Origin of the sequence: Alteromonas algae, assembly GCF_049117195.1 — a bacterium.
Taxonomy (GTDB): Bacteria; Pseudomonadota; Gammaproteobacteria; order Enterobacterales; family Alteromonadaceae; genus Alteromonas.
The window spans coordinates 3,020,291-3,039,982 of record NZ_CP185260.1 but is presented as its reverse complement, the minus strand read 5'-3'; the positions used below and the strand labels follow the sequence as shown (position 1 = coordinate 3,039,982).

Below are 19,692 nucleotides of genomic sequence, written 5' to 3'. Positions count from 1 at the left end.
GTCTTTATCCTTCATGCTGTTGTGACGTAAGATATAGATTCGACGTTGATATGCTTTGATAACGAGACTCTAAAGCCACTAACGAGATGAGGTACACAACAACAATAACGGCAGAGATAGCCTCAATGCGAGCCTCAGGAAAGCAGTACCACGCCGCGACTATGCCTAGTGTACGCGCGATAGTGTGAAAGTAGCCCACCCAATGCTCTATGGCCCACGATAGCGGCATCCACATTAGGCCTGCTAAAATACCAATGCTCAACGGTAATGTTGTGTGATCGATGCTAGCGATTGGCAGGGCGATTGCAAATACTAGTAGGCTCATTACCATTCCTACATAAAAAAGCGTATCAAAACTGGTGTGTTGACGGTCTTTAGAAAAGAAACGCTCACCGGTTACGTAAGAAAGGCCAGCCCCTAAATAAAAAATGGCTCCTGTGCCAATATAGAGCGCCCATGTTATAACGTAGTCGCTTACGAAAGGGGCCAAGAAACCTAATGCAGCCCACACTATTGTCCCTGCTAGCGGCATGGCGACAAACCTACGTTGTTTAAAAAGGGTGCGTTCTTGTTCAAGTGTTAATGCGCGAGTCATAATGTTGTCCTTTGGCGTTGAAAACAAAATCATTATGTCTCGCTTTATTAAGCGGCGTAATTCACAAAGGTAATCAATGTGAGGTGACAATTGTCATGGTGATGAAGGGCGTTGATGGGGCGCCTATTTTCCCTTGTTATTAACGCGGGCTGTTAGAAGGTTTTCGCCGTCGTGTCTCGATAGCATTATGCTATCGGTAATGCTAATCAGTGATATCACTGCCATTATGAGCATGGCTAGCGAAAAAGTCTCCAGAGACGGCTGGGCTAACGTATCGCCTACAAATAATGTCGCGCCTGCCACAGCAAGCGCTGACAACGTAATACCTAAACCGCGGTTCATTTGCATCAGAATGGCGCTTAGCGTATTGGCATCACGCATTTCAGTGGTAGGTACGTCGGCAAAAGCGATGGTGTTTAGTAATGTAAGATGCATAGAACGCGTCATGCCATTAACAAACAGCAGTAGGGCAATGATGGTAGAGGGCGTCTCTTCTCGAATAAAGGCTAATGCGACAAAACCTGCTGAAATGAGTACACCATTGGCTATAAGAACAGGTTTGAAGCCAAACGTGTTCATAATCCATGTCGTGGCAGGTTTGATTGCAAGGTTCCCCGCAAACAGCCATAGCAGAATAGAGCCCGCCTCTACAGGGCTGTAATCCATTCCAAGCTGTAGCATTAACGGAATCAAAAAGGGCGCACTGCCAAGTGCAATACGCACCAGTGACCCGCCATAAAGCGACAGTCTAAACGTACGATACTGCATAGCCGAAAATGAAAAGAGCGGGGTAGGGGCCCGTTTTATATGAACAGTGGCTAGGCCCATTAACAGCAAACCCGCGGCAATAACGACAACACTTAGGGTTATTGCATGCATATTACTGGCGAGGTGCTCAATACCTGCCATAAAAGCAGCAAAGCCCACCCCAGTCAAAAGAAAGCCTTTAACGTCAAAGCGGTGTACGGTTTTTTTTGCATTATTGAGGAGGTAATACGACGCAACGATAGCCCCGAGCCCAAGAGGAACATTCATATAAAATATCCACTGCCAGCTAAAATGTGTCGCAATATAACCGCCAAGTACGGGGCCTAATAATGGCGCACTCAATGCCGGCCAGGTAATAATAGCGACGGTGCGTACCAGTTGGGCTTTGGGAAGGTCACGCAAAACAACAAGGCGACCTACAGGTACCATCAATGCACCGCCCATCCCCTGTAATACCCGTGCTGCGGTAAATTCTGCTAATGTTGTACTTAACCCGCAAAGCACAGAGGCAAGCGTGAAAATAACAATCGCGGCAATAAAAATTGTGCGCGCCCCGAATTTATCAGCGACATACCCACTTAAAGGGATGAATAAGGTTACCGCTACAAGGTAGGCAGAAACACCTATCGACAAATGGGGCGCGGGTACACCAAAGTCATTGGCAATAACAGGAAGCGCGGTAGTGATAACCGTCGCATCCAGTATTTCCATAAATAAGGCGCCGGCAACAAGCAGTGCCGTCGCAACCTCACGACTAATTAATTTCAAATGCACGTACTACCCGTGCTACACCCGTTACATTGCGAGCGATATCTACCGCGGCAGTGGCCTCTATGTTCGAGAGGCGGCCCATCAAGAATACTTCAGCATCTTGAACAACCACTTTGACTTGAAGGGCGGGAACCCGCTCATCGGCAATGATTTTTGTCCGTACCTTTGAGGCCAGCCAAATATCGTTAGCTTGGGTTGTGGCCACGATAGGGGGGGCAACCCGTATTTGATTATGAATTTTCTTAATGTAATCGACTTCTTGCGCCAAGCGCACGGCTTCATCTACGAGCGATTGGCGGGGGGCTTGTCCGGTCAACAATGCAACGCCGTTATAAACATCGGCCTGTAAATTGGCTTCTTCCTTCAATGCGTCACTCTTTGCCCAGTGGTAGGCAATAGCGCTGTTTGCGTTTTGATCATCTAATTGCGTACCTACAGTGCGTCGGTCATTAGCGACTTTCGCCGCCATGGCGCCAGCAGCACCGACTGCTACGACACAACCTTGTAAGTGAGTGATAGCGAGTGCCATCACTATTAATGCATAAAATGGGGTTCGTCTTTTCATTGCGTTTTTATTCATCGTCAAAGTCTGCAGGGAACAAGCTATCGTCAGTGCACTCGCACAGGTTATGGATAACCAGCATATGTACTTCTTGAATGCGAGCGGTACGGTTTGATGGTACACGTATCTCTACATCATGCTCATTTAGAAAACCGGCCATTTCACCGCCATCTTTACCCGTTAGCGCGACGATAGTCATGTCACGCGACAAGGCCGCTTCCATCGCCGCAATAACGTTACGCGAATTGCCGCTTGTTGATATGGCAAGCAAAATATCACCAGGTTGACCTAGTGCTCGCACTTGCTTCGCGAAAATTTCGTCGTAACTGTAATCGTTAGCAATTGATGTGAGGGTTGACGTGTCAGTGCTAAGTGCAATGGCGGGGAGGCTTGGACGATCTCTTTCATAGCGGTTAAGCATGTTAGAAGAAAAATGTTGCGCACCGCCGGCCGAACCGCCATTGCCGCAACTTAACACCTTATTACCGCGTATCAGTGCTTCAACCATCATCATTGCCGCTTTCTCAATTGACTCAGATAACACTTCTGAGGCCGCTATTTTAGTTTGAATACTTTCGGTAAAGTTTGCTTTTATCTGTTCAATCATACTTTTTATTCTCTTTTAATGGCTGAAACCTAAAGTATGCTTTTAGACGCGCTACCCTACATTTTTCAACCATTGAAGGTCTGAGCCATCGATGGCGATCACATCTATGCGCAACGGTGTAGATGCTGGATTAAGATTATTATCTAACAAATAGTGTGTGAACGCAGCTTGAATTCGCTGTAGTTTTTTCGGCGTTACAAATTCAACAGCATGGCCATATTGTTGATGCTTGCGGTATTTTACTTCAATGCACACAATGGTATCACCATCTTGCATCACAATATCTATTTCGCCACGTCGTGTACGAAAATTTTGACAGCGAAGCACGAGACCTTGCCGCTTTAAATAAGTAACCGCTTTATTTTCACCCGCATTCCCTTGCAGTACTGACATGCTTTACTCCGTGAGCCGTTGAACCTCTTCGTTCTGAATAATTCCCTGCGGCAACAAGCGAATCACTTCTCCGTGTTCGTTTATTGAGAGCTTTCCACTTAAGCCTTCATATGATGCATAAGGTAGCGTACTTAGGTAGCCCACCTTCGACAGTAAATCATAAGCATCAAAACCAAACGCAAATAAGCGATTTTGCAACGTCGTTCTCTCTGGCCATGTTTCTTTGGCCAATTGTGCAAGAGGCTGCCATTTATGCTCTGGCATTAACCATGGCATATCTAAAAAGTGAATGTTTTTAAGATCTCGCCATTGATTTTTACCACTGTCATAGTCCATCGAACGTGACGTCGCATAAACGGGGACTTGTTTACCATCATAGGGGTTCAGGCTTGCTTCAATAATCGGGTTTAGCAACTCGGTGTCTTGCGGAGAAGCAAATGCAATGATGGCATCAATATCGCGTCTGCTACGAGGCATGTTATAAACCTCGTCATTCGTCATATACTCAATTTGATTTATCCGCTTGTTACTTTGTGCCACGTCAAGCGCTTCGGTTATGCCATCTTTTAGTGAGCCGCTGTCACTAAAACTCACGGTTGTCACATTAGATGGTGTGCGGTGATTGGCAGACAATGTATTCCATTTATCGACAAACGCATCGTTCATCCGCCCGTATAGGCTGCTTTGTGAAGATATTACGATAGGCGCACGCAACCCTTTATCAAAAATATACTGCGCTAATTGCAGTGCTTCATCTTCTGGCGCTAATGCAAAGTACTTTACATCAGCGAACGTGGTTTCTGGTAGCGCCGTTTCATTGAGCAGCTCCATCGTTCCGATGATTCCGTCTGGACGATTTAACGCAAGCATATTGACTGTGGGGGGCAGTAACGGGATAAGCGCATCAATGGTATCTTTTAATAACGGGCCGATGACGAAACGCGTGTCCCCAAGCGATGCGATTATCGCTTCAGGTGTCTTATCTACAGTATCAATGAAGTCTAGCGTGGGTAGATTTATCTCTGTTGAGGCGTTGCTACTGGCGTTGAAGTACGCTGCCATGATGCCATCTTTCACCGCTTGTCCGGTGCGAGCTAGCCTCCCGCTTAACGGTAAAAGTACCGTCAGCTTTTCAGGCTCAACTGCTTTTATCGTCATCGCTAGCGCTACGTTTTCCGGCAGTTTTTTTGACAATATGTGCCCACGATAAACGCTTTGAAATTGTAAAATGGTATCTTCGTTAAAACTGTCATCGAGGGACAGCGCGCGCAGTGCTACAAAAGGCTGTAGTGCGGGGAACTTGAGATTGACTTCGTCTAGCTTATCTTGTGAAAGTTGAGTAATGCGCTGCCACACGTATTGCACTTTCTCATGCTCAGGTAAGGGAGAGGCCAGTGCACTATTGGCAGCATTCAGTGGTTGCCCTAATGCGGTAAATAGTTGCATTTCATATTGAGCGCGCGCTTGGTCACTAACGTATTCGCTAGGCACACTGTCTAACAACGACAACAGTAGTTGTGGTTCGCTAGCCGTATCGTCAACAAAGGCATTAAATAAAAGAGCGTTAAATTGCGTAGATAATGACGAAGGAATACCTTCTTTCTTCATTGAAACTAGTATTGCCTTGGCTTGTGCAATATCGTTTTGCGCCATGTACAAAGAGGCGGCGTCTAGTAATAAACGGTCACGTGCTTCTTTGTCTCTGGTCGATTGCCATACTTGTTGCGCCGCATTAAGCTTTTCACTAGGTAATTCTACTGTGGGTTCAACGACAGTTTGCACGGGTTTTTCGGTGGCAACAGAGGTTGTTGAAACCGGTTTTTGGGTGCTACCACATCCTGTTAGCAGCAATAAGCTAGTGGTAGTGGCAAAGACAATACGCTGACTAAGTTGTCCTATATGACGCACAGTTTCATTCCTTTCACTTCAAAGTTTCATCAGTTTATCTTAACTACGCGTAAAATCTACGTTTGGACGCATAATCTGGCCCAATGCCATGGTACAATTTCATCATTACAGCGTACGTTGAAACTATTATGACCGATTTTGCCACCCTTTATATTGTTCCTACTCCTATTGGTAATTTGGACGACATGAGTGCTCGCGCCATTTCCACGCTTAGCGATGTTAACTGGATTGCAGCGGAAGATACGCGGCACAGCGGAAGGCTATTGCAGCACTTTAGTATAAACACTCGAACTTTATCGTTACATGATCATAACGAGGATAAGCGCACTGCAATGTTATGCGAACGGCTGAAAAGTGGTGAGTCTGTCGCATTGATCAGTGACGCTGGAACGCCACTAATTAGCGATCCAGGCTTTGTGTTCGTACGAAAATGCCGGGAAGAAGGTATTCCGGTCATTGCATTGCCGGGGCCGTGTGCGGCAATTACAGCGTTAAGTGCATCAGGGCTTCCCACCGATAAGTTCATATTTGAAGGGTTTTTGCCGGTGAAAACGCAGGCCCGAGACAGTGTTATTCTCTCGCTGTCAGAACGCCCGTTTACGAGTGTGTTTTATGAAGCACCGCGCCGAATTCTGGATACCGTAAAAGATATTGAGCGATTGCTTCCTGGCAGAGAAATGGTGATTGCCAAAGAAATAAGCAAAACGTTTGAAACGTATGTGAGTGGCAAACCTAATGACGTTATTGCTTATCTTGAATCTGAGCCTGCGCATCAAAAGGGGGAATTTGTTGTCATGATTTCACCAGCACAGATAAACACCTCGGAGATAAGTCAGGAGGCAATGTCGTTGTTAACGACCTTATGTGAACATATGCCTCTTAAAAAGGCGGCAGGCGTGGTGGCTCAGCATTACGGGCTAAAGAAAAATGCGCTGTATCAAGCAGGATTAGACGCAAAAAATTAGTACTTACGTGTGATAAAAAAACCGCCAGTGTTGGCGGTTTTTTATGGCGTTAATTGTCAAAACAAGCGGTGAAACCTTTACGCTTAAGATAAACGAGTTTTAAAATCTTCATACGTAAAGGTGCGAACCAATTCAAAGTCGCCATTTGTACGTAAAATACCAATAGCAGGGTGCTCTACACCATTAAAGAAGGTTGTTTTCACCATGGTGTAATGCATCATATCTTCAAATTGAAGTCGGTCACCGCTTTGAAGCGGCGCGTCAAACGAATAGCTATCTATAACATCGCCCGCTAAACAAGAGTTACCCCCAAGTTTTGCCGTATACGCTTTTTCATTCGCTTGCCCCGCATTTAGTACCGTGGGGCGGTAAGGCATTTCTAATACATCAGGCATGTGCGCCGTTGCCGAAATATCTAAGATAGCAATGTCACCCTCGTTATTTACGATATCAACCACTTCGCAAATAAGCGGGCCAGTTTGCCATGCAACGGCTGAACCGGGTTCTAAAATAACATCAAGGTGTGGATGACGTTCTTTGAAGGCTTTTAATGTCGAAATGAGATGTTCAACATCATAGCCTTCACTTGTCATTAAGTGACCGCCACCTAAGTTAAGCCATTTTAGCGCGCCAAGCCATTTACCAAAGCGAGACTCAATAGCATCAAGCGTTCGCGCTGTCGCATAAGAATCACATTCACATAAATTGTGGCAGTGAAAGCCTTCAATACCTGATAAATCTACGCCTTCTAACTCTGAAGCGCGAATACCTAAGCGCGACCCTGGCGCGGCAGGGTCGTAAAGCGGCGTGTCAGCCTCTTGATGCTCGGGGTTAATACGAAGACCCAGAGACACGCTTTTCAGCGCCTCTTTATGCGTGTTGTACTGCGACAAACTGTTGAAAGACAGATGGTTAACGAGCGATGCCATTTCTATAGCATCGGCTTCTTTATAAGCTGGGGAGTAGGCATGCACCTCTTTTCCCATTTCAGCGGCTAGCTTTGCTTCCCATACCGAACTGGCTGTCGCGCCTTGCAAGTATTGCTTAATAATGTCAAAGCAAGACCACATGGAAAACCCTTTCAAAGCCAGGATAATTCGAACACCAGATTCATCTTGAACCCGTTTCATTATCTCTAGATTACGAATAAGTTTTGCTTCTTCCAGCACATAGCACGGTGAAGGAATATCTTTACGCTGCGTTAAATCTGTCAACCTTGTAGCTCCAAATACGACGATATTATTTTGCGAACGGGCTGCTGTCACATTCGATTACATGCCATGGCAGGCCGTGCTCATTAAGCATGTCCATGAACGGATCTGGATCGAACTGCTCCATATTCCATACACCAGACGCTTTCCACGTTCCGTTTAGCATTAATGCCGCACCAATCATTGCAGGCACGCCGGTCGTGTAAGATACGGCTTGCGCACCCACTTCTTCATTACATTTTGCATGGTCGCAATTGTTGTAGATAAAGATGGTCTTTTCTTTACCGTCTTTAATACCTGTGATGTACGTGCCAATGCAGGTCATTCCAGTGTAGCCTTCAGCCAGTGACCCTGGGTTAGGGAGTACTGCTTTCAAAAACTCTAAAGGCACGATTTGTTGACCTTGGAATTCGACAGGCTGAATGCTCGTCATGCCAACGCTTTCAAGTACACGTAAATGCGTTAGATAAGCATCGCCAAATGTCATCCAAAAGCGAGCACGTTTAAGGGTTGGGAAATGCTTTACCAACGACTCTAATTCTTCATGGAACATCAGGTATGACGCGCGTACGCCGATATTTTGATAGTCTAAATCTTCACGTACACTTAGCGGATCTGTTTCTTTCCACTCGCCATTTTCAAAATAACGGCCACGCTGCGTGATTTCTCGTATATTGATTTCAGGGTTGAAATTGGTCGCGAACGCTTGACCGTGATCGCCACCATTACAGTCAACAATATCCAGATAATGTACTTCATCAAAATAATGCTTCGCAGCGTAAGCGGTATAAACGTTAGTTACGCCAGGATCGAATCCACTGCCCAGCAAGGCCATGATACCCGCTTCTTTAAACTTGTCTTGATAAGCCCACTGCCATGAGTATTCGAATTTAGCTTCATCTTTAGGCTCGTAGTTAGCGGTATCAAGGTAATCGGTGCCAGTGGCCAAGCACGCATCCATAATAGGTAAATCTTGATATGGAAGAGCAAGGTTAATGACTAAGTCTGGCTTTACGTCGTTGATTAACGCTTCTACTTCTTTTGCGTTATCCGCATCAAGCGCAAATACGCCCTTGACCCTATCAACGCCTACTTCCTGTTGAAGTGCTTCACATTTTGATACGGTGCGGCTGGCAAGATAAATTTCGTCAAAGTGCTGAGGTAAACGAGCACATTTTTTTACGGTAACTGACGCTACACCGCCAGCTCCTATGATCAATACGCGAGACATAGAAAGTAATCCCTAATTAAACTAATGAATTTTGCGCTGAATGCTAGCAGACAAAATTGGTTTGGCAAGCATAGTTAGCGCGCGTTTAACTAAATATTTTAATCGTTAGATTAAAAATTGAAAGTCGACGGAAGTATTTGCCCGTCTTGTGTGTACAAAGACAGCGGTTGATATAAAGCAGGTAACGACGGTTTGCCTTGTGATTAATTTGGCATGGTATTAATTGGAGGAGAAATAACCACTTTATCGCCCACTCTGTAGTAAGGGTACAACAGTAATTGCTCATCAGCTTCAGGGCCCGAAATAGCGATGGCGATGGCGTCCATGTTATTTTCTCTATGTGTCCGCACTGTGGCTGCGTAGACAAGAATGCTGTAGCTGTCAGTGCCTGTTGTGGTATCAATAATCTTCCACTGCAGCTTTTCTATCAGCTTTGTTTCCGTCTCTTTTTCTTCTGTTTCATGGGCAAACACACAGCTAACCGCATCGTTCACGTTAATGGCGGCAAAAGGGTAAAACACACTTACGTTGGTGAGAAGTTGCTCACACATGGTAAGCGCTCGTGATACCAGTTCACGGACTGGTGCTGGTATAAATTCTGGGTTATTCATTGTTATTTTCATCCGCAGTTGTTGTTATTAAACATATAAAGCGCATACATAACGTAAAATGTTAAAACACGATAAAATAGAAACGGTAAATCGGTGATGTAAGATCAACTCGCTTATTTTTAGCGTGCTCCCTGAAGACCTCCTGTATGTACAATAACGATATGTTCCCCATCGTCAAAATAACCGTGCGCTAGCATTTCGCGTAACGCCCAAAAAACCTTACCTGAATATACACCCTCAATGCTAAAAGGCATAACTTCATTAAATGATGCGCAAAAATCCGCTAAATATTGGGGGATTTTTGCATAGCCCCCGCAATAATAATCGTGGTTTATTGCCCAGTTAGTGAAAGGGGTGGGAAGTAAGCTAGATACAAGTGACTCAAGGTATCCTTCGCCTTTCAATATACCAATACCGAGTGCTTTTTGTTTTGGCTGTAGCTGTGTCACGATGCCCGCTAAGGTGGCACCGCTGGCTACGGGCATCATTATTGTATCGACATCATCGTTAAGCTCTGTGACCAGCTCGGCCACGCCGCGCAATGCAGATACCTGGCTTCCTCCTTCTGGAACAATGAGGTAGTCAGGATACTCTCGTGTCAAATTCGCCCAGTAGTCATCGTCGTGTCGCCGCGCATACGTTTTTCTATCTACATAGGTAATGTGAACATTCCAGCGCATTAAATCCATAATCATAGGGCTAGGGTGTTGCGTATAATCTCCTCGAATGATGGCGTTGAAGGCAATGCCTAACGAATGACAAACAAACCCCAATGCGTGTAGGTGATTTGAAAATCCCCCGCCAAAACTGATGATGCCTTGTATCGAATGTGGTGCTTGCTCAAGCGTATGCTTTAACTTTCTCCACTTATTTCCAGAGATAATTGGGTGAATCAAGTCATCTCTTTTAACGCTCAGTGAAACGCGCTCCGCTCCTTCCCAGTCTGGTGTAAACGGGATAGTCGGTGAAGGAAGCTGTAGCGTTTTTTCTATTTTTTCTACGTTCACTGTGCGCTGCGATAATGATCATGACGAGGGTATCGAAAGTATAACTGTATACAGAACGGAAAAACATTACGTAAATACGACGACAAGTAAACGTAAAAAATTTGGCAAACGCGAGATTGGTCAATAAGGAATAACATAATGAAGCAAAAAAGCAGCGTGCTAACGAAAGCTATTTTTCTCTTTGCTATAGGGTTGTCTTTTATGTCTCACGCATCACAGACAACGGTTATCGCTGAACACGTTAACAACCCGCAAGTCGTTGGGAAAAAAATGTTTTCGTACCTTTTTTGGGATGTCTATGAAGCATCATTACTTGCGCCCGATGGCAAGTACACTGCATCTGCACCCTTTGCCCTTACGTTAGATTATCAACGTGATTTGGATGGAAAGAAAATTGCTGAGCGTTCAATTACCGAGATGGAAAAGCAAGGGGTAAACGATAAATCAAAACTTGACGAGTGGCTAACAATAATGACGGACATATTCCCCGATGTTTCAGAGGGAGATGTTATCACGGGTATAGCAACGAAAGAGAACAAAAGCCTTTTCTATTTGAACGGAACGCTCATTGGTACGGTGGACGATAAGGCGTTTACCAATCAGTTTTTTGCGATTTGGTTAAGTGAAAAAACATCAGAGCCTGAATTACGACGGGCTTTACTAGGGAACGAATAGGGTAAAAACTATGATGAAAAAACAATGGTTACGTATTGCAGGTTTCGCACTAGGGCTGAGTTATCTTACAGGGTGCTCTGTGAATATAGAAGGTGAAGACTATGTGTCGACGCAACCTGCCTTCAACATTACCGAGTTTTTCGATGGTGACGTTCGTGCATGGGGAATTGTTCAAAACCGGTCTGGTGAAGTCGTTCAACGCTTCGTCGTTGATATAGAAGGGAAAGTGAGTGGAAACACGCTAACGCTGGACGAGTCGTTTACCTATGGGGTAGGTAAGGGCGCTATGAAACGCGTATGGACCATTGAAGAGCAGAGCGATGGCACATTCATTGGTAACGCTGGCGATATAGACGGTCCGGCAACCGGCACGCCATTTGGTAATGCATTCAACTTCCATTACATGATGGATTTACCTGTTGACGGCGATACGTACTCGGTCACGTTTGACGATTGGTTCTGGGCGTTTGACGAAAACGCGATGATGAATCGTTCATATATTCGTAAATTCGGGCTTGTGATGGCCGAAGTAACCATATTTATGCAGAAGCAATAACGGTTACCGATAAATTGGCTCACGCTGTGGCAGTGCTCGCTACCGCGTGGGCAGTGCCAATGGAATTGACAGCACCACACCTAGCCCACTTCCTTGCATAAGTGGGTCGTGAACAAACCACACGTGGCCGCCGTGAAGTCTGATAATGGCAGAAACTAATGATAAACCCAGACCGTTTCCGGGCGTGGTTCGGCTACCATCTGCACGATAAAATCGTCGCTCTAGATTGACAATATCATGCTCAGTTACCCCAATACCGCTGTCGTTAATAATGATAACGGCATTTGTAGGGGTAGTGGTCAGTTCAACAGTAACATTGCCGCCTGTTGGAGAATATTTTATGGCGTTGTCGACGATATTTGCCACTGCTTGAAACAATAAGTTGGGGTCGGCAAACAGTGATACGTCGTTAATATCAAACGTAAGTGCAATGTTTTTCTCCTCGGCAAGAGGGTGATACAGGTCGACAACATCTTCCACCACCTGATTGATCTGAGTAGTGGCGAAACCATCTTTCTTGTGATTAGACTCTAACCCACTGATGCGCAATAAACTATTGAACATATTTAATAAGTTATCTGCCTCTTGCGTTGTGTCATGACGTAACTGTTCATCGTCAATTCGTTCAAGTGTGTTTCGCAGTCGTGCAAGCGGCGTTCTTAGGTCATGAGCAATACTGTCAGTGACCGTTTTTATATTATTCACCGAGCTTTCTATCGTATCTAGCATGTGGTTAAACACCACTGAAAGCCGGCTTAAATCGTCCCAGTTGCTGTCAATTTCTAAGCGCTCTTCCAAACTTCCCGTGCTGATAATATTATCAGCGGTTTGGCTCATTCTATTTATTCGCTTAACCACGTAAATGGCAACGGTAAAGCTAACAATGCCAAGAAGACAAAGTAGAACGATGATTACCCAGCTAAAGGTTTTCCCAAGCCACTGTGCGCTATATAAGTCATTTATATTTCGCCCCACAAACAACGTGTATTCGCCTAGTGGTATTACTTGGTAGAGAATATTTTGTTGGGACAATACACCCGTTGTGGTGTCTTTCACGCCTAACGCAATCATTGCTGTGCTATTTACAGACGTGTCTGGGGTATTTCGTGCGATGTCTGCCGGCCATAAAGAAAGATTGCCTGCAATAATATTGGCATCCTTGTCTTGAAGCGCAAAAACGGTTTTATCATCGTAAGAGGCTGGCGCTCTATCTTGGCTTCCAATAAAGGTGATAACAGGTTCAACGCCTAAGTTATCGTACAGTTGCGTGAGTGCGAAGGCTTCGGCATTAACGGCTGCTTTTGCCTCTCGGATAAATACATCACTGCTCGCTAGACGCCAAAAGTAAATAATGAAAACGATAGCAATAATAGCGAGCGAGGAAAGAAGAGCCCCAACACGAAAACTTGAGCTTCGTGTGAAGTCTCTTATGGCTATCACGTAAGCACTTCCGCTATGCGATAGCCTGTGCCTCTCACTGTCTCAATAAGGGGAACGTTAAATGCCTTATCAACTTTTTGACGTAACCGACTTATATGAACGTCAATCACATTAGTTTGAGGATCGAAGTGATAGTTCCATACCTGTTCAAGTAACATGCTGCGAGTAACCACCTTTCCTTTGTGGCGAAGCAGGCATTCAAGCAATTGAAACTCTTTCGATTGAAGGTCTATTTCAGTATCGCCACGTTGTACTTTGCGATTAACTAAATCAAGAGTGAGGTCGCCTACTTTAATTAGCGTCTTATCACCGCCTTCTCGCGCTTGACCTGCGAGGCCCTCCACGCGTGCTAACAGCTCTTCAAATGCAAAAGGCTTGGTAAGGTAGTCGTTAGCACCTGTGCGTAAACCACGAACTTTGTCGTCGACTTGGCTCTTTGCGCTAAGCAATAATACAGGTGTAAGTACTTGCGATTCTCGCAATTTTTCAAGCACCGTAAAGCCATCCATGATTGGAAGCATTACGTCGAGAATAATGACATCACTGTTTTCAGATAATGCTTCTTGCAGGCCTTGGCCTCCATCACATACCGATCTACAATCATGCCCTTGGCCCACAAGCCCTTGTTCTATGTGAGCGGCAACTTTCGGATCATCTTCTATCAGCAGCACATTCATGATTAGCTTATCTACTCTATCAACCAACATAAGTTTGGTATTAATACAGCAAGAAGTGACTATTCCGATCACTTTTTAACTCGATGTATCAAGAAGCAAAAACATCGTCCTAGACATGTAGCGCTTATACCCGTAGTGCGCATGAGCGCGATGCAAGTAAACAAACACTAGCGCTTAAAACACATCTCTTTATTGTACGGAGTAAAATGCTGTACATCATTGCTAGCACACTTTTCTTGTACCTCGCGCCAGTACTCGGCGGTCATAAGGTCTCCGTGAAGTGATTTTAAGATATCTTTCAATTTTCTTTTTCCCACAATAAAGTGTTCGAATTGTTGCGGAAATACATCAGCTGGTCCTACCGACAACGTATCTAGCGCGTACGGATCGTCAGAGACAGGGAGCGAACGAAAGTTTCGTTCATGCATTAAGCATATCTCGTCATAATCGTAAAAAATAACGCGCCCGTGGCGAGTAATGCCAAAGTTTTTATGTAGCATGTCGCCGGGGAAAATATTAGCCATCGCGATTTGCTTAATGCAAAGGCCTAGCTCGTGTAATGCGTTTTTTATTTTTTCATCGTCAGTTTCCTGCTGTAAGTACAGGTTTAATGGTGTCATCTTTCTTTCAATATAAAGATGCTTTATAACCATTTCATCTTCTGTAAATTCTAAGCTACTCGCACAGGTTTCTTTTAATTCTTCAATTAGCGCAGGTTCAATGCGAGACAACGGAAAGCGAAAGTTAACGTATTCATGCGTATCGGCCATGCGGCCAACGCGATCTGACATTTTGACGAGGCGATAACAGTCTTTTACGTGCTCTCGTGTTATTTTCTTACTTTCGGCAAACTCATCTTTAATAATTTTAAACACGACGCCGTATGACGGCAGATGAAATACCATCATAACGAGCCCGCGAATGCCAGGCGCCGCTTCGAATTTATCGTTAGACTCGTCCATATGCTGAAGAAAATTGCGATAGAAGACCGTTTTACCATGCTTATAGTGGCCTAACGCCATGTAAAGTTCGAAATGCTTTTTATTTGGCAATAGCTCTTGTAAAAACGCTGCAACCTCAGCAGGGTTTTGCGTATCGGCCATGAAATAGCTTCTCGCAAAACCAAAAATAACGCTTAAGTCTTTTCTGTCGGTAAGCAAGGCATCAACAAATAGCTTGTGCTCGTCGCTGCGCTGCATAGAAATAACAAAGGGCATGGTTTCATCTGGCATACAGATTCTACCAATTAGGTACGCCGACTTTCCGCGAAAGAAAGTTGGGCGCAGAATTTCAACCGCTTGTACGCTCGCCAATTGTTCTGTTGATAAGCGATCGCGTAACGCGCTCTCTAGGTTTTCTAAGTCTTTTTCGAAATTTTCAAACGCAATGTTATAGCGATATATTTTAAAGATAGCATCATACATTTCTCTCACCGTGGTGGTGGTATCAAAGCTATATATCACTTTATGTCTGTCTTGACCGGGTAAAAAGCACCGACTGGGCAGAACGAACATCATACTATTATCTATTTTTCGGTGTTTAAATAAGCGGCCTATTACCGAATTATAAAAGGTTTCGGCCAACTCAAACTGTGGGTGTCCTTCAAGCTGGGAGGCAAAAACTTTTTTTAGGTTTTGCCAAAAGGCGTCGTCTTTTTGATGGACTTCGGTTAGATGATAAATCTCAGCGACGGCATCAGATAGGCTTTGTTCATAAATCGTAATACGCTGCTTTGACGCCAGTTGCGTCGCTTTCCAATCACCTTGTTCAAAACGTTGTTGTGCACCACGTGTAATTCGGGTAAACCAACGGTAGCTTTTATCAAAATGAGTGAGTACTTGATAAGCCACTTTTTTTTCCAAAACCAGGTCCTGCATAGTATTACCTTTTTATACGCGCGCTACGACGCATAGTTATTTCATTTTATACGAGTATATCTACCACATTATTAGCGAGAATAACGACATTTACCTCCAATAAACGGTATAAATTAGTGTTTTTTCTTGTAGTTATGTTTAATATAGAAAATTCCTTATTCTAATAATAATAAAAAGCATAGGTATAGTATGGGCTTCAACGTGCTGATTTGTGACGATTCTGCGCTGGCTAGAAAGATGGCAAAGCGAAACATACCCGCAGGTTTCGCATCTGAAATTTTAGAAGTGTGCAATGGCATGGACGCGCTAGAAGCGCTAGCCCATCACCGTATTGATCTCATTTTACTCGATTTAACCATGCCCGTATTGGACGGTATTGGTGTACTTGAGGAAATGAAAAGAAGGCAGCTAAAGTCTTTTGTTATTGTTATATCGGGAGATATTCAGCCAATAATGAAAGAAAAAGTATTGTCGCTTGGCGCTCTCGCCTTTATTGAAAAGCCAATTAAACAGCAACTGTTAGAAGATGTACTTAAGCGCTATGGCTTTATATTGCCTGAAAACGTAGCGGTGTAACCCATAGAAATAATGCAAAAAAAGGTGCTTAGAGAAGCACCTTTTTTCGTTGAAGCTCATGTCGCATATCGGGCAGTGTTATTGGTCTTGCTCAACCGAAGGTAAAAAAGACATGCTTACCGACGTATTATGTTTTGTATTGTAGCGGCTAATCGCTTTACCCATAAAGGTGAACCACGTTACATTGGGTTGCCAAATGTTTAGCAAATCCTTTTTAGCAACCGTCTCATCTTCACCAAGCACAGTGATACGATACAAATAAGTAAATGAAGCGCCTCGCCAATTGAGTTTACAATGCGTAAGCACTTTTTCTTCCTCGGGCTTTGCTTGCGCCATTGCGAGTACATACTGCTCAAAGTGCTCCACGGTCGGTTGTTGCCAGTCTACAGGTATGTTGGTGTAGTGCAGCCCAAGGGCATGAGTTAACCCCGCCTCCTCACTTCTATCACCAGGTATCAAATCAATAACGTGAGTCACGCCTTCAGCCTTTAAAAATGCAAAATGTTCAGGGGCAGGTAACCCAGAACTGTGCATAAAGCTATTATTGACTTGATAATTAGTGAGGCTATCTAAAGAGACAACCTCTTCTTTCGTCTGTTGAGCTGAAACTTGCGTGTTGGCATATGCCCATGGCACCACCGTATAAGTGATTACGACAACGAACGATAGCAGCGCGTTTGACACTTTTTTAATTGCCTCAAAATGTACAAAGCCATTCATCTTTTATTCCTTATCTGTTTTCTAGACGGTTGAAGTCTAAATAGCCAAATTCAATAGGATAGTGCGTCTTAAAGTATTCATGCATGTTATCGGCAAACGCCCAGAACTGAGGGTTCGTTCGTCTTACGCCATATACGTCTAGCAAAGCAGCATAGTCTGCTTCCACCGTCATTGCTGAAATTGTTTGTGCGAACCCTTCCACGTCAGATATCTCTACTTGTAAAAATGCATTAGGGTGTGATGTCATAAATCCGCTTGCAATAGTAACTGTATCCTCTTCGGGGAGTCGTCTGTCATCTTCATTAAAAAGATGAGAAATGTTGGTATGGGCGCTATGTCTGAGCATGGTGTAAAAGTGCTGTTTCCCAGTACTTTTATCAAATATTCGTACTATGGTTGATTCTGGCAATAGCGATACATGTTTGCCTTTTTGCTTGTTGATTTCTGCGAAATTGTCTAGCAAGGACGCATTATCAAACCCGTTTTCTAAGCTGTGACGTTGGCTGATTGCACGTTGAAATTTGTGTTTAATGTTATCAAGCAACTCTTGATACGGGGTATCGGTTTCGTATTCGATATTGGTTTTTAGTCGAGACGTATTGCCCTTGTAAACAAACTCTTCAACTTCGCTTACCGACCCTCTGTACCATTTGTTGCGAATTTCTTCTTTGGTTTTGCTTGGCAGTAATGACAAGAAGTTGAACTCGCCTTCCATGCGTAAGAAGTCCATATACATTCTACTATTTAGTTGATGGCCTACGTTGCCATACACGTCGTACCCTGCAACAAGCAAATAGTGAATACGTTCAAACAAAGGGTAGGTAAGCACCCATGCGGTTTGTGGGGTTTCACCTACTAGCCCTTTTACCACGCTGGCGGCATCATTGTGACGGAAAATGGTTAATGCCATATTGGGATTATCGTTATCCCCGTCCCACAATAGGTTTAAATCGATACTGAGCTTGTTTTGAATTTGCGTTTCAATAAATTTCGATTTTGCATTGAGGTATTCTCGCTCCATTGCGGCATAACTCATCCATGCGGTAGGCAGTGCAGTACTCTCTTCTTCTGCTGGAAGGGCAATGTTTTGAAGTGCTTGCTGTATGAACTCACCATTATTTTGAACAAGATCTAAATCTGGCTCTGAAAACACCACCCAGAAATGATCATTGATAACGTTTAAGGCCATTTGCCCTCGACAAACGGGGCCTTTGATAAACTGCATGATGGTATTTTGCGCCTCATCAAGCATGTAGTTATATCTCGCGTTTATCGGTATTTGGGCAAAGGTAACAAACGGGTTTGACGCTTCTTCTGGAAGATAGGAGGGAAGAGCAGTCACCTGATAACCATCGTGTAAAAACCATTTTTTCCATTTAGCCATGCGGTTATCAGTGAGTAACATAGGCATATGTGATTTATGCACAAGCGTTTGTTTTACCGGCACAATACGATAGTAAACACGCTCGACGTTAGGGTTGTCAAAAGGACGGCGGGTATGAATACTTTTTACTTTCTGCCCCGGAGCGGTAGAAGACCGTATTACTTTAAAAAATTGTTGTGGCGTTTGGGCAGTAAAATGTAAGTGCACTAAAAATAGGTGTTCGAACAAATAACGGCTCATTAGTTGAGACTTTAACGAATCGTTGTTAAGGAAGCTTTCCCACTTTTCAATCTGCTGCTGGTTATTCGCGGTTATGGTGACGTCATCGTTACCCTCGCCACCTTGTGCAATCCAGTTCATTAGTAGACTGTGTTGTTCGTCGCTGAGCGCAGGGAGCGCATAAGGCATTCCCCATAATGGATAGTCTTTTTTGTGGGTTTCGATATCGTCGATAGTAGGGCACTGATATTCGCGATTAATATTCAACGGATACTGCTTTTCATCAAAACGGCTTGGCGATGCTTCGTCTTTTACTAACGGATTATCTTGTTTTAGTTGGAGTAAGTGGGCCAGTACGCTGGTGGTTAAATTGTCCGTTGCCGATGACTGATACGTTGGCGAAGAAAATGACTCTGTTGTCGGCTTTGGCGCATCTGAGATAACGGGGAAGAAGTCTTTTGCTCGCCATTGCTCAAGTGTATGGGCGTCTTCAAACAATCGCGTTAAGTTTGCCTCTACTAGCCTTTCACCGTCGTAAACGCGTTCCTTGTTGGCGCCACGTTCAATGCCCGTGTAAGAACCCATTTTAAGCTGGCACGGTGCATCAAAGCATGCGTGGCAGACCACGCAGCGCTGTTCTACCACAGGCTTTACCTGCTGATGGTAATCGATTCTTTCATTTGCAAGGGGCACCACGATAGGAAGCGGTTGCGCTTTAGTGTCCGAGTAAAAAAAATGGTAAATGCCAGCACTTAGCCCAAGCGCTAGTAAAATCAAAATGGACGAAAACCATCTGTTCATGCAAAGATCTCTTTTTTATTTTATGGCTTTGCACTTAATTGCACGGTACGGATACTACACAGCGTCGCCAGCCAAGCTATTCTCAATTATCGAGAGGATACCCTAACCGGTCGTTAAGAAGATAGTGGGAAGGAATAA

The 19,692-nt window shown here is 44.3% G+C and carries 19 protein-coding genes; 4 read left to right on the top strand and 15 right to left on the bottom strand.

The window, feature by feature from the left end; all coding sequences use genetic code 11:
• Nucleotides 1-4: 4 nt before the first annotated feature.
• The 6 genes from ACOJRU_RS13615 to ACOJRU_RS13590 form a co-directional block, all read right to left on the bottom strand.
• On the bottom strand, nucleotides 5-595 hold the full coding sequence (locus tag ACOJRU_RS13615) for a DUF7010 family protein (RefSeq protein WP_421132280.1): 591 nt from the start codon (nucleotides 593-595) through the stop codon (nucleotides 5-7).
• Nucleotides 596-718: 123 nt separating this feature from the next.
• Nucleotides 719-2,074, bottom strand: coding sequence for an MFS transporter (locus tag ACOJRU_RS13610; RefSeq protein WP_421134775.1), 1,356 nt, complete (start codon nucleotides 2,072-2,074; stop codon nucleotides 719-721).
• Between the two features lie 43 nt (nucleotides 2,075-2,117).
• Complete coding sequence (locus ACOJRU_RS13605) at nucleotides 2,118-2,699, bottom strand: BON domain-containing protein (protein ID WP_421132279.1); 582 nt, start codon at nucleotides 2,697-2,699, stop codon at nucleotides 2,118-2,120.
• Between the two features lie 7 nt (nucleotides 2,700-2,706).
• Nucleotides 2,707-3,303, bottom strand: coding sequence for a phosphoheptose isomerase (locus tag ACOJRU_RS13600; RefSeq protein WP_421132278.1), 597 nt, complete (start codon nucleotides 3,301-3,303; stop codon nucleotides 2,707-2,709).
• Between the two features lie 51 nt (nucleotides 3,304-3,354).
• Nucleotides 3,355-3,696, bottom strand: coding sequence for a YraN family protein (locus ACOJRU_RS13595; RefSeq protein WP_421132277.1), 342 nt, complete (start codon nucleotides 3,694-3,696; stop codon nucleotides 3,355-3,357).
• A gap of 3 nt (nucleotides 3,697-3,699) precedes the next feature.
• Entirely contained in the window at nucleotides 3,700-5,604 is a 1,905-nt protein-coding gene (locus ACOJRU_RS13590) for a penicillin-binding protein activator (RefSeq protein ID WP_421132276.1), read from the bottom strand.
• A gap of 128 nt (nucleotides 5,605-5,732) precedes the next feature.
• On the opposite strand from ACOJRU_RS13590, the gene rsmI reads away from it, so the two are divergent.
• Entirely contained in the window at nucleotides 5,733-6,569 is an 837-nt protein-coding gene (gene rsmI / locus ACOJRU_RS13585) for a 16S rRNA (cytidine(1402)-2'-O)-methyltransferase (RefSeq protein WP_421132275.1), read from the top strand.
• 83 nt (nucleotides 6,570-6,652) lie between these two features.
• On the opposite strand, the gene nspC is transcribed toward rsmI, so the two are convergent.
• The 4 genes from nspC to ACOJRU_RS13565 all read right to left on the bottom strand — a co-directional run bounded on the left by nspC (nucleotide 6,653) and on the right by ACOJRU_RS13565 (nucleotide 10,629).
• Nucleotides 6,653-7,783, bottom strand: a complete 1,131-nt coding sequence (gene nspC / locus ACOJRU_RS13580) for a carboxynorspermidine decarboxylase (protein ID WP_421132274.1) — start codon at nucleotides 7,781-7,783, stop codon at nucleotides 6,653-6,655.
• Between the two features lie 25 nt (nucleotides 7,784-7,808).
• Nucleotides 7,809-9,011 (bottom strand): saccharopine dehydrogenase family protein, encoded by a 1,203-nt coding sequence (locus tag ACOJRU_RS13575; RefSeq protein WP_421132273.1) that lies wholly within the window; start codon nucleotides 9,009-9,011, stop codon nucleotides 7,809-7,811.
• 203 nt (nucleotides 9,012-9,214) lie between these two features.
• Nucleotides 9,215-9,622, bottom strand: a complete 408-nt coding sequence (locus ACOJRU_RS13570) for a hypothetical protein (RefSeq protein WP_421132272.1) — start codon at nucleotides 9,620-9,622, stop codon at nucleotides 9,215-9,217.
• Between the two features lie 119 nt (nucleotides 9,623-9,741).
• Nucleotides 9,742-10,629 (bottom strand): 1-aminocyclopropane-1-carboxylate deaminase/D-cysteine desulfhydrase, encoded by an 888-nt coding sequence (locus ACOJRU_RS13565; RefSeq protein ID WP_421132271.1) that lies wholly within the window; start codon nucleotides 10,627-10,629, stop codon nucleotides 9,742-9,744.
• 138 nt (nucleotides 10,630-10,767) lie between these two features.
• On the opposite strand from ACOJRU_RS13565, the gene ACOJRU_RS13560 reads away from it, so the two are divergent.
• Both ACOJRU_RS13560 and ACOJRU_RS13555 read left to right on the top strand, forming a co-directional pair.
• Complete coding sequence (locus ACOJRU_RS13560) at nucleotides 10,768-11,304, top strand: chalcone isomerase family protein (protein ID WP_421132270.1); 537 nt, start codon at nucleotides 10,768-10,770, stop codon at nucleotides 11,302-11,304.
• 13 nt (nucleotides 11,305-11,317) lie between these two features.
• Nucleotides 11,318-11,860: a DUF3833 domain-containing protein gene (locus ACOJRU_RS13555; protein WP_421134774.1), complete on the top strand. Its 543-nt coding sequence runs from the start codon at nucleotides 11,318-11,320 to the stop codon at nucleotides 11,858-11,860.
• 39 nt (nucleotides 11,861-11,899) lie between these two features.
• On the opposite strand, the gene ACOJRU_RS13550 is transcribed toward ACOJRU_RS13555, so the two are convergent.
• From ACOJRU_RS13550 to aceK, 3 genes are all read right to left on the bottom strand, one after another.
• Nucleotides 11,900-13,300 (bottom strand): ATP-binding protein, encoded by a 1,401-nt coding sequence (locus ACOJRU_RS13550; RefSeq protein ID WP_421132269.1) that lies wholly within the window; start codon nucleotides 13,298-13,300, stop codon nucleotides 11,900-11,902.
• Entirely contained in the window at nucleotides 13,297-13,977 is a 681-nt protein-coding gene (locus tag ACOJRU_RS13545; RefSeq protein WP_421134773.1) for a winged helix-turn-helix domain-containing protein, read from the bottom strand. Before ACOJRU_RS13545 ends, ACOJRU_RS13550 begins: the two co-directional genes overlap by 4 nt.
• Nucleotides 13,978-14,144: 167 nt before the next feature.
• Nucleotides 14,145-15,854: a bifunctional isocitrate dehydrogenase kinase/phosphatase gene (aceK, locus tag ACOJRU_RS13540; RefSeq protein ID WP_421132268.1), complete on the bottom strand. Its 1,710-nt coding sequence runs from the start codon at nucleotides 15,852-15,854 to the stop codon at nucleotides 14,145-14,147.
• Nucleotides 15,855-16,043: 189 nt separating this feature from the next.
• Here aceK and ACOJRU_RS13535 point away from each other — a divergent pair, with 189 nt between their 5' ends.
• Nucleotides 16,044-16,430 (top strand): response regulator, encoded by a 387-nt coding sequence (locus ACOJRU_RS13535; RefSeq protein WP_421132267.1) that lies wholly within the window; start codon nucleotides 16,044-16,046, stop codon nucleotides 16,428-16,430.
• A 78-nt stretch (nucleotides 16,431-16,508) separates the two neighbouring features.
• Here the strand turns inward: ACOJRU_RS13535 and ACOJRU_RS13530 are convergent, their stop codons facing one another.
• Together ACOJRU_RS13530 and ACOJRU_RS13525 are read right to left on the bottom strand one after the other, a co-directional pair.
• Nucleotides 16,509-17,150, bottom strand: coding sequence for a protein tyrosine phosphatase family protein (locus ACOJRU_RS13530; protein WP_421132266.1), 642 nt, complete (start codon nucleotides 17,148-17,150; stop codon nucleotides 16,509-16,511).
• A gap of 10 nt (nucleotides 17,151-17,160) precedes the next feature.
• Nucleotides 17,161-19,554, bottom strand: coding sequence for a fatty acid cis/trans isomerase (locus ACOJRU_RS13525; RefSeq protein ID WP_421132265.1), 2,394 nt, complete (start codon nucleotides 19,552-19,554; stop codon nucleotides 17,161-17,163).
• Nucleotides 19,555-19,692 lie beyond the last annotated feature (138 nt).

What these genes read in the sequence shown, in the direction of transcription:
- ACOJRU_RS13615 (WP_421132280.1), bottom strand. Translation starts at nt 595, where the DNA reads ATGACTCGCGCATTAACACTTGAACAAGAACGCACCCTTTTTAAACAA.
- ACOJRU_RS13610 (WP_421134775.1), bottom strand. Translation starts at nt 2,074, where the DNA reads ATGGAAATACTGGATGCGACGGTTATCACTACCGCGCTTCCTGTTATT.
- ACOJRU_RS13605 (WP_421132279.1), bottom strand. Translation starts at nt 2,699, where the DNA reads ATGAAAAGACGAACCCCATTTTATGCATTAATAGTGATGGCACTCGCT.
- ACOJRU_RS13600 (WP_421132278.1), bottom strand. Translation starts at nt 3,303, where the DNA reads ATGATTGAACAGATAAAAGCAAACTTTACCGAAAGTATTCAAACTAAA.
- ACOJRU_RS13595 (WP_421132277.1), bottom strand. Translation starts at nt 3,696, where the DNA reads ATGTCAGTACTGCAAGGGAATGCGGGTGAAAATAAAGCGGTTACTTAT.
- rsmI (WP_421132275.1), top strand. Translation starts at nt 5,733, where the DNA reads ATGACCGATTTTGCCACCCTTTATATTGTTCCTACTCCTATTGGTAAT.
- ACOJRU_RS13575 (WP_421132273.1), bottom strand. Translation starts at nt 9,011, where the DNA reads ATGTCTCGCGTATTGATCATAGGAGCTGGCGGTGTAGCGTCAGTTACC.
- ACOJRU_RS13570 (WP_421132272.1), bottom strand. Translation starts at nt 9,622, where the DNA reads ATGAATAACCCAGAATTTATACCAGCACCAGTCCGTGAACTGGTATCA.
- ACOJRU_RS13560 (WP_421132270.1), top strand. Translation starts at nt 10,768, where the DNA reads ATGAAGCAAAAAAGCAGCGTGCTAACGAAAGCTATTTTTCTCTTTGCT.
- ACOJRU_RS13555 (WP_421134774.1), top strand. Translation starts at nt 11,318, where the DNA reads ATGAAAAAACAATGGTTACGTATTGCAGGTTTCGCACTAGGGCTGAGT.
- ACOJRU_RS13545 (WP_421134773.1), bottom strand. Translation starts at nt 13,977, where the DNA reads ATGAATGTGCTGCTGATAGAAGATGATCCGAAAGTTGCCGCTCACATA.
- aceK (WP_421132268.1), bottom strand. Translation starts at nt 15,854, where the DNA reads ATGCAGGACCTGGTTTTGGAAAAAAAAGTGGCTTATCAAGTACTCACT.
- ACOJRU_RS13535 (WP_421132267.1), top strand. Translation starts at nt 16,044, where the DNA reads ATGGGCTTCAACGTGCTGATTTGTGACGATTCTGCGCTGGCTAGAAAG.
- ACOJRU_RS13530 (WP_421132266.1), bottom strand. Translation starts at nt 17,150, where the DNA reads ATGAATGGCTTTGTACATTTTGAGGCAATTAAAAAAGTGTCAAACGCG.
- ACOJRU_RS13525 (WP_421132265.1), bottom strand. Translation starts at nt 19,554, where the DNA reads ATGAACAGATGGTTTTCGTCCATTTTGATTTTACTAGCGCTTGGGCTA.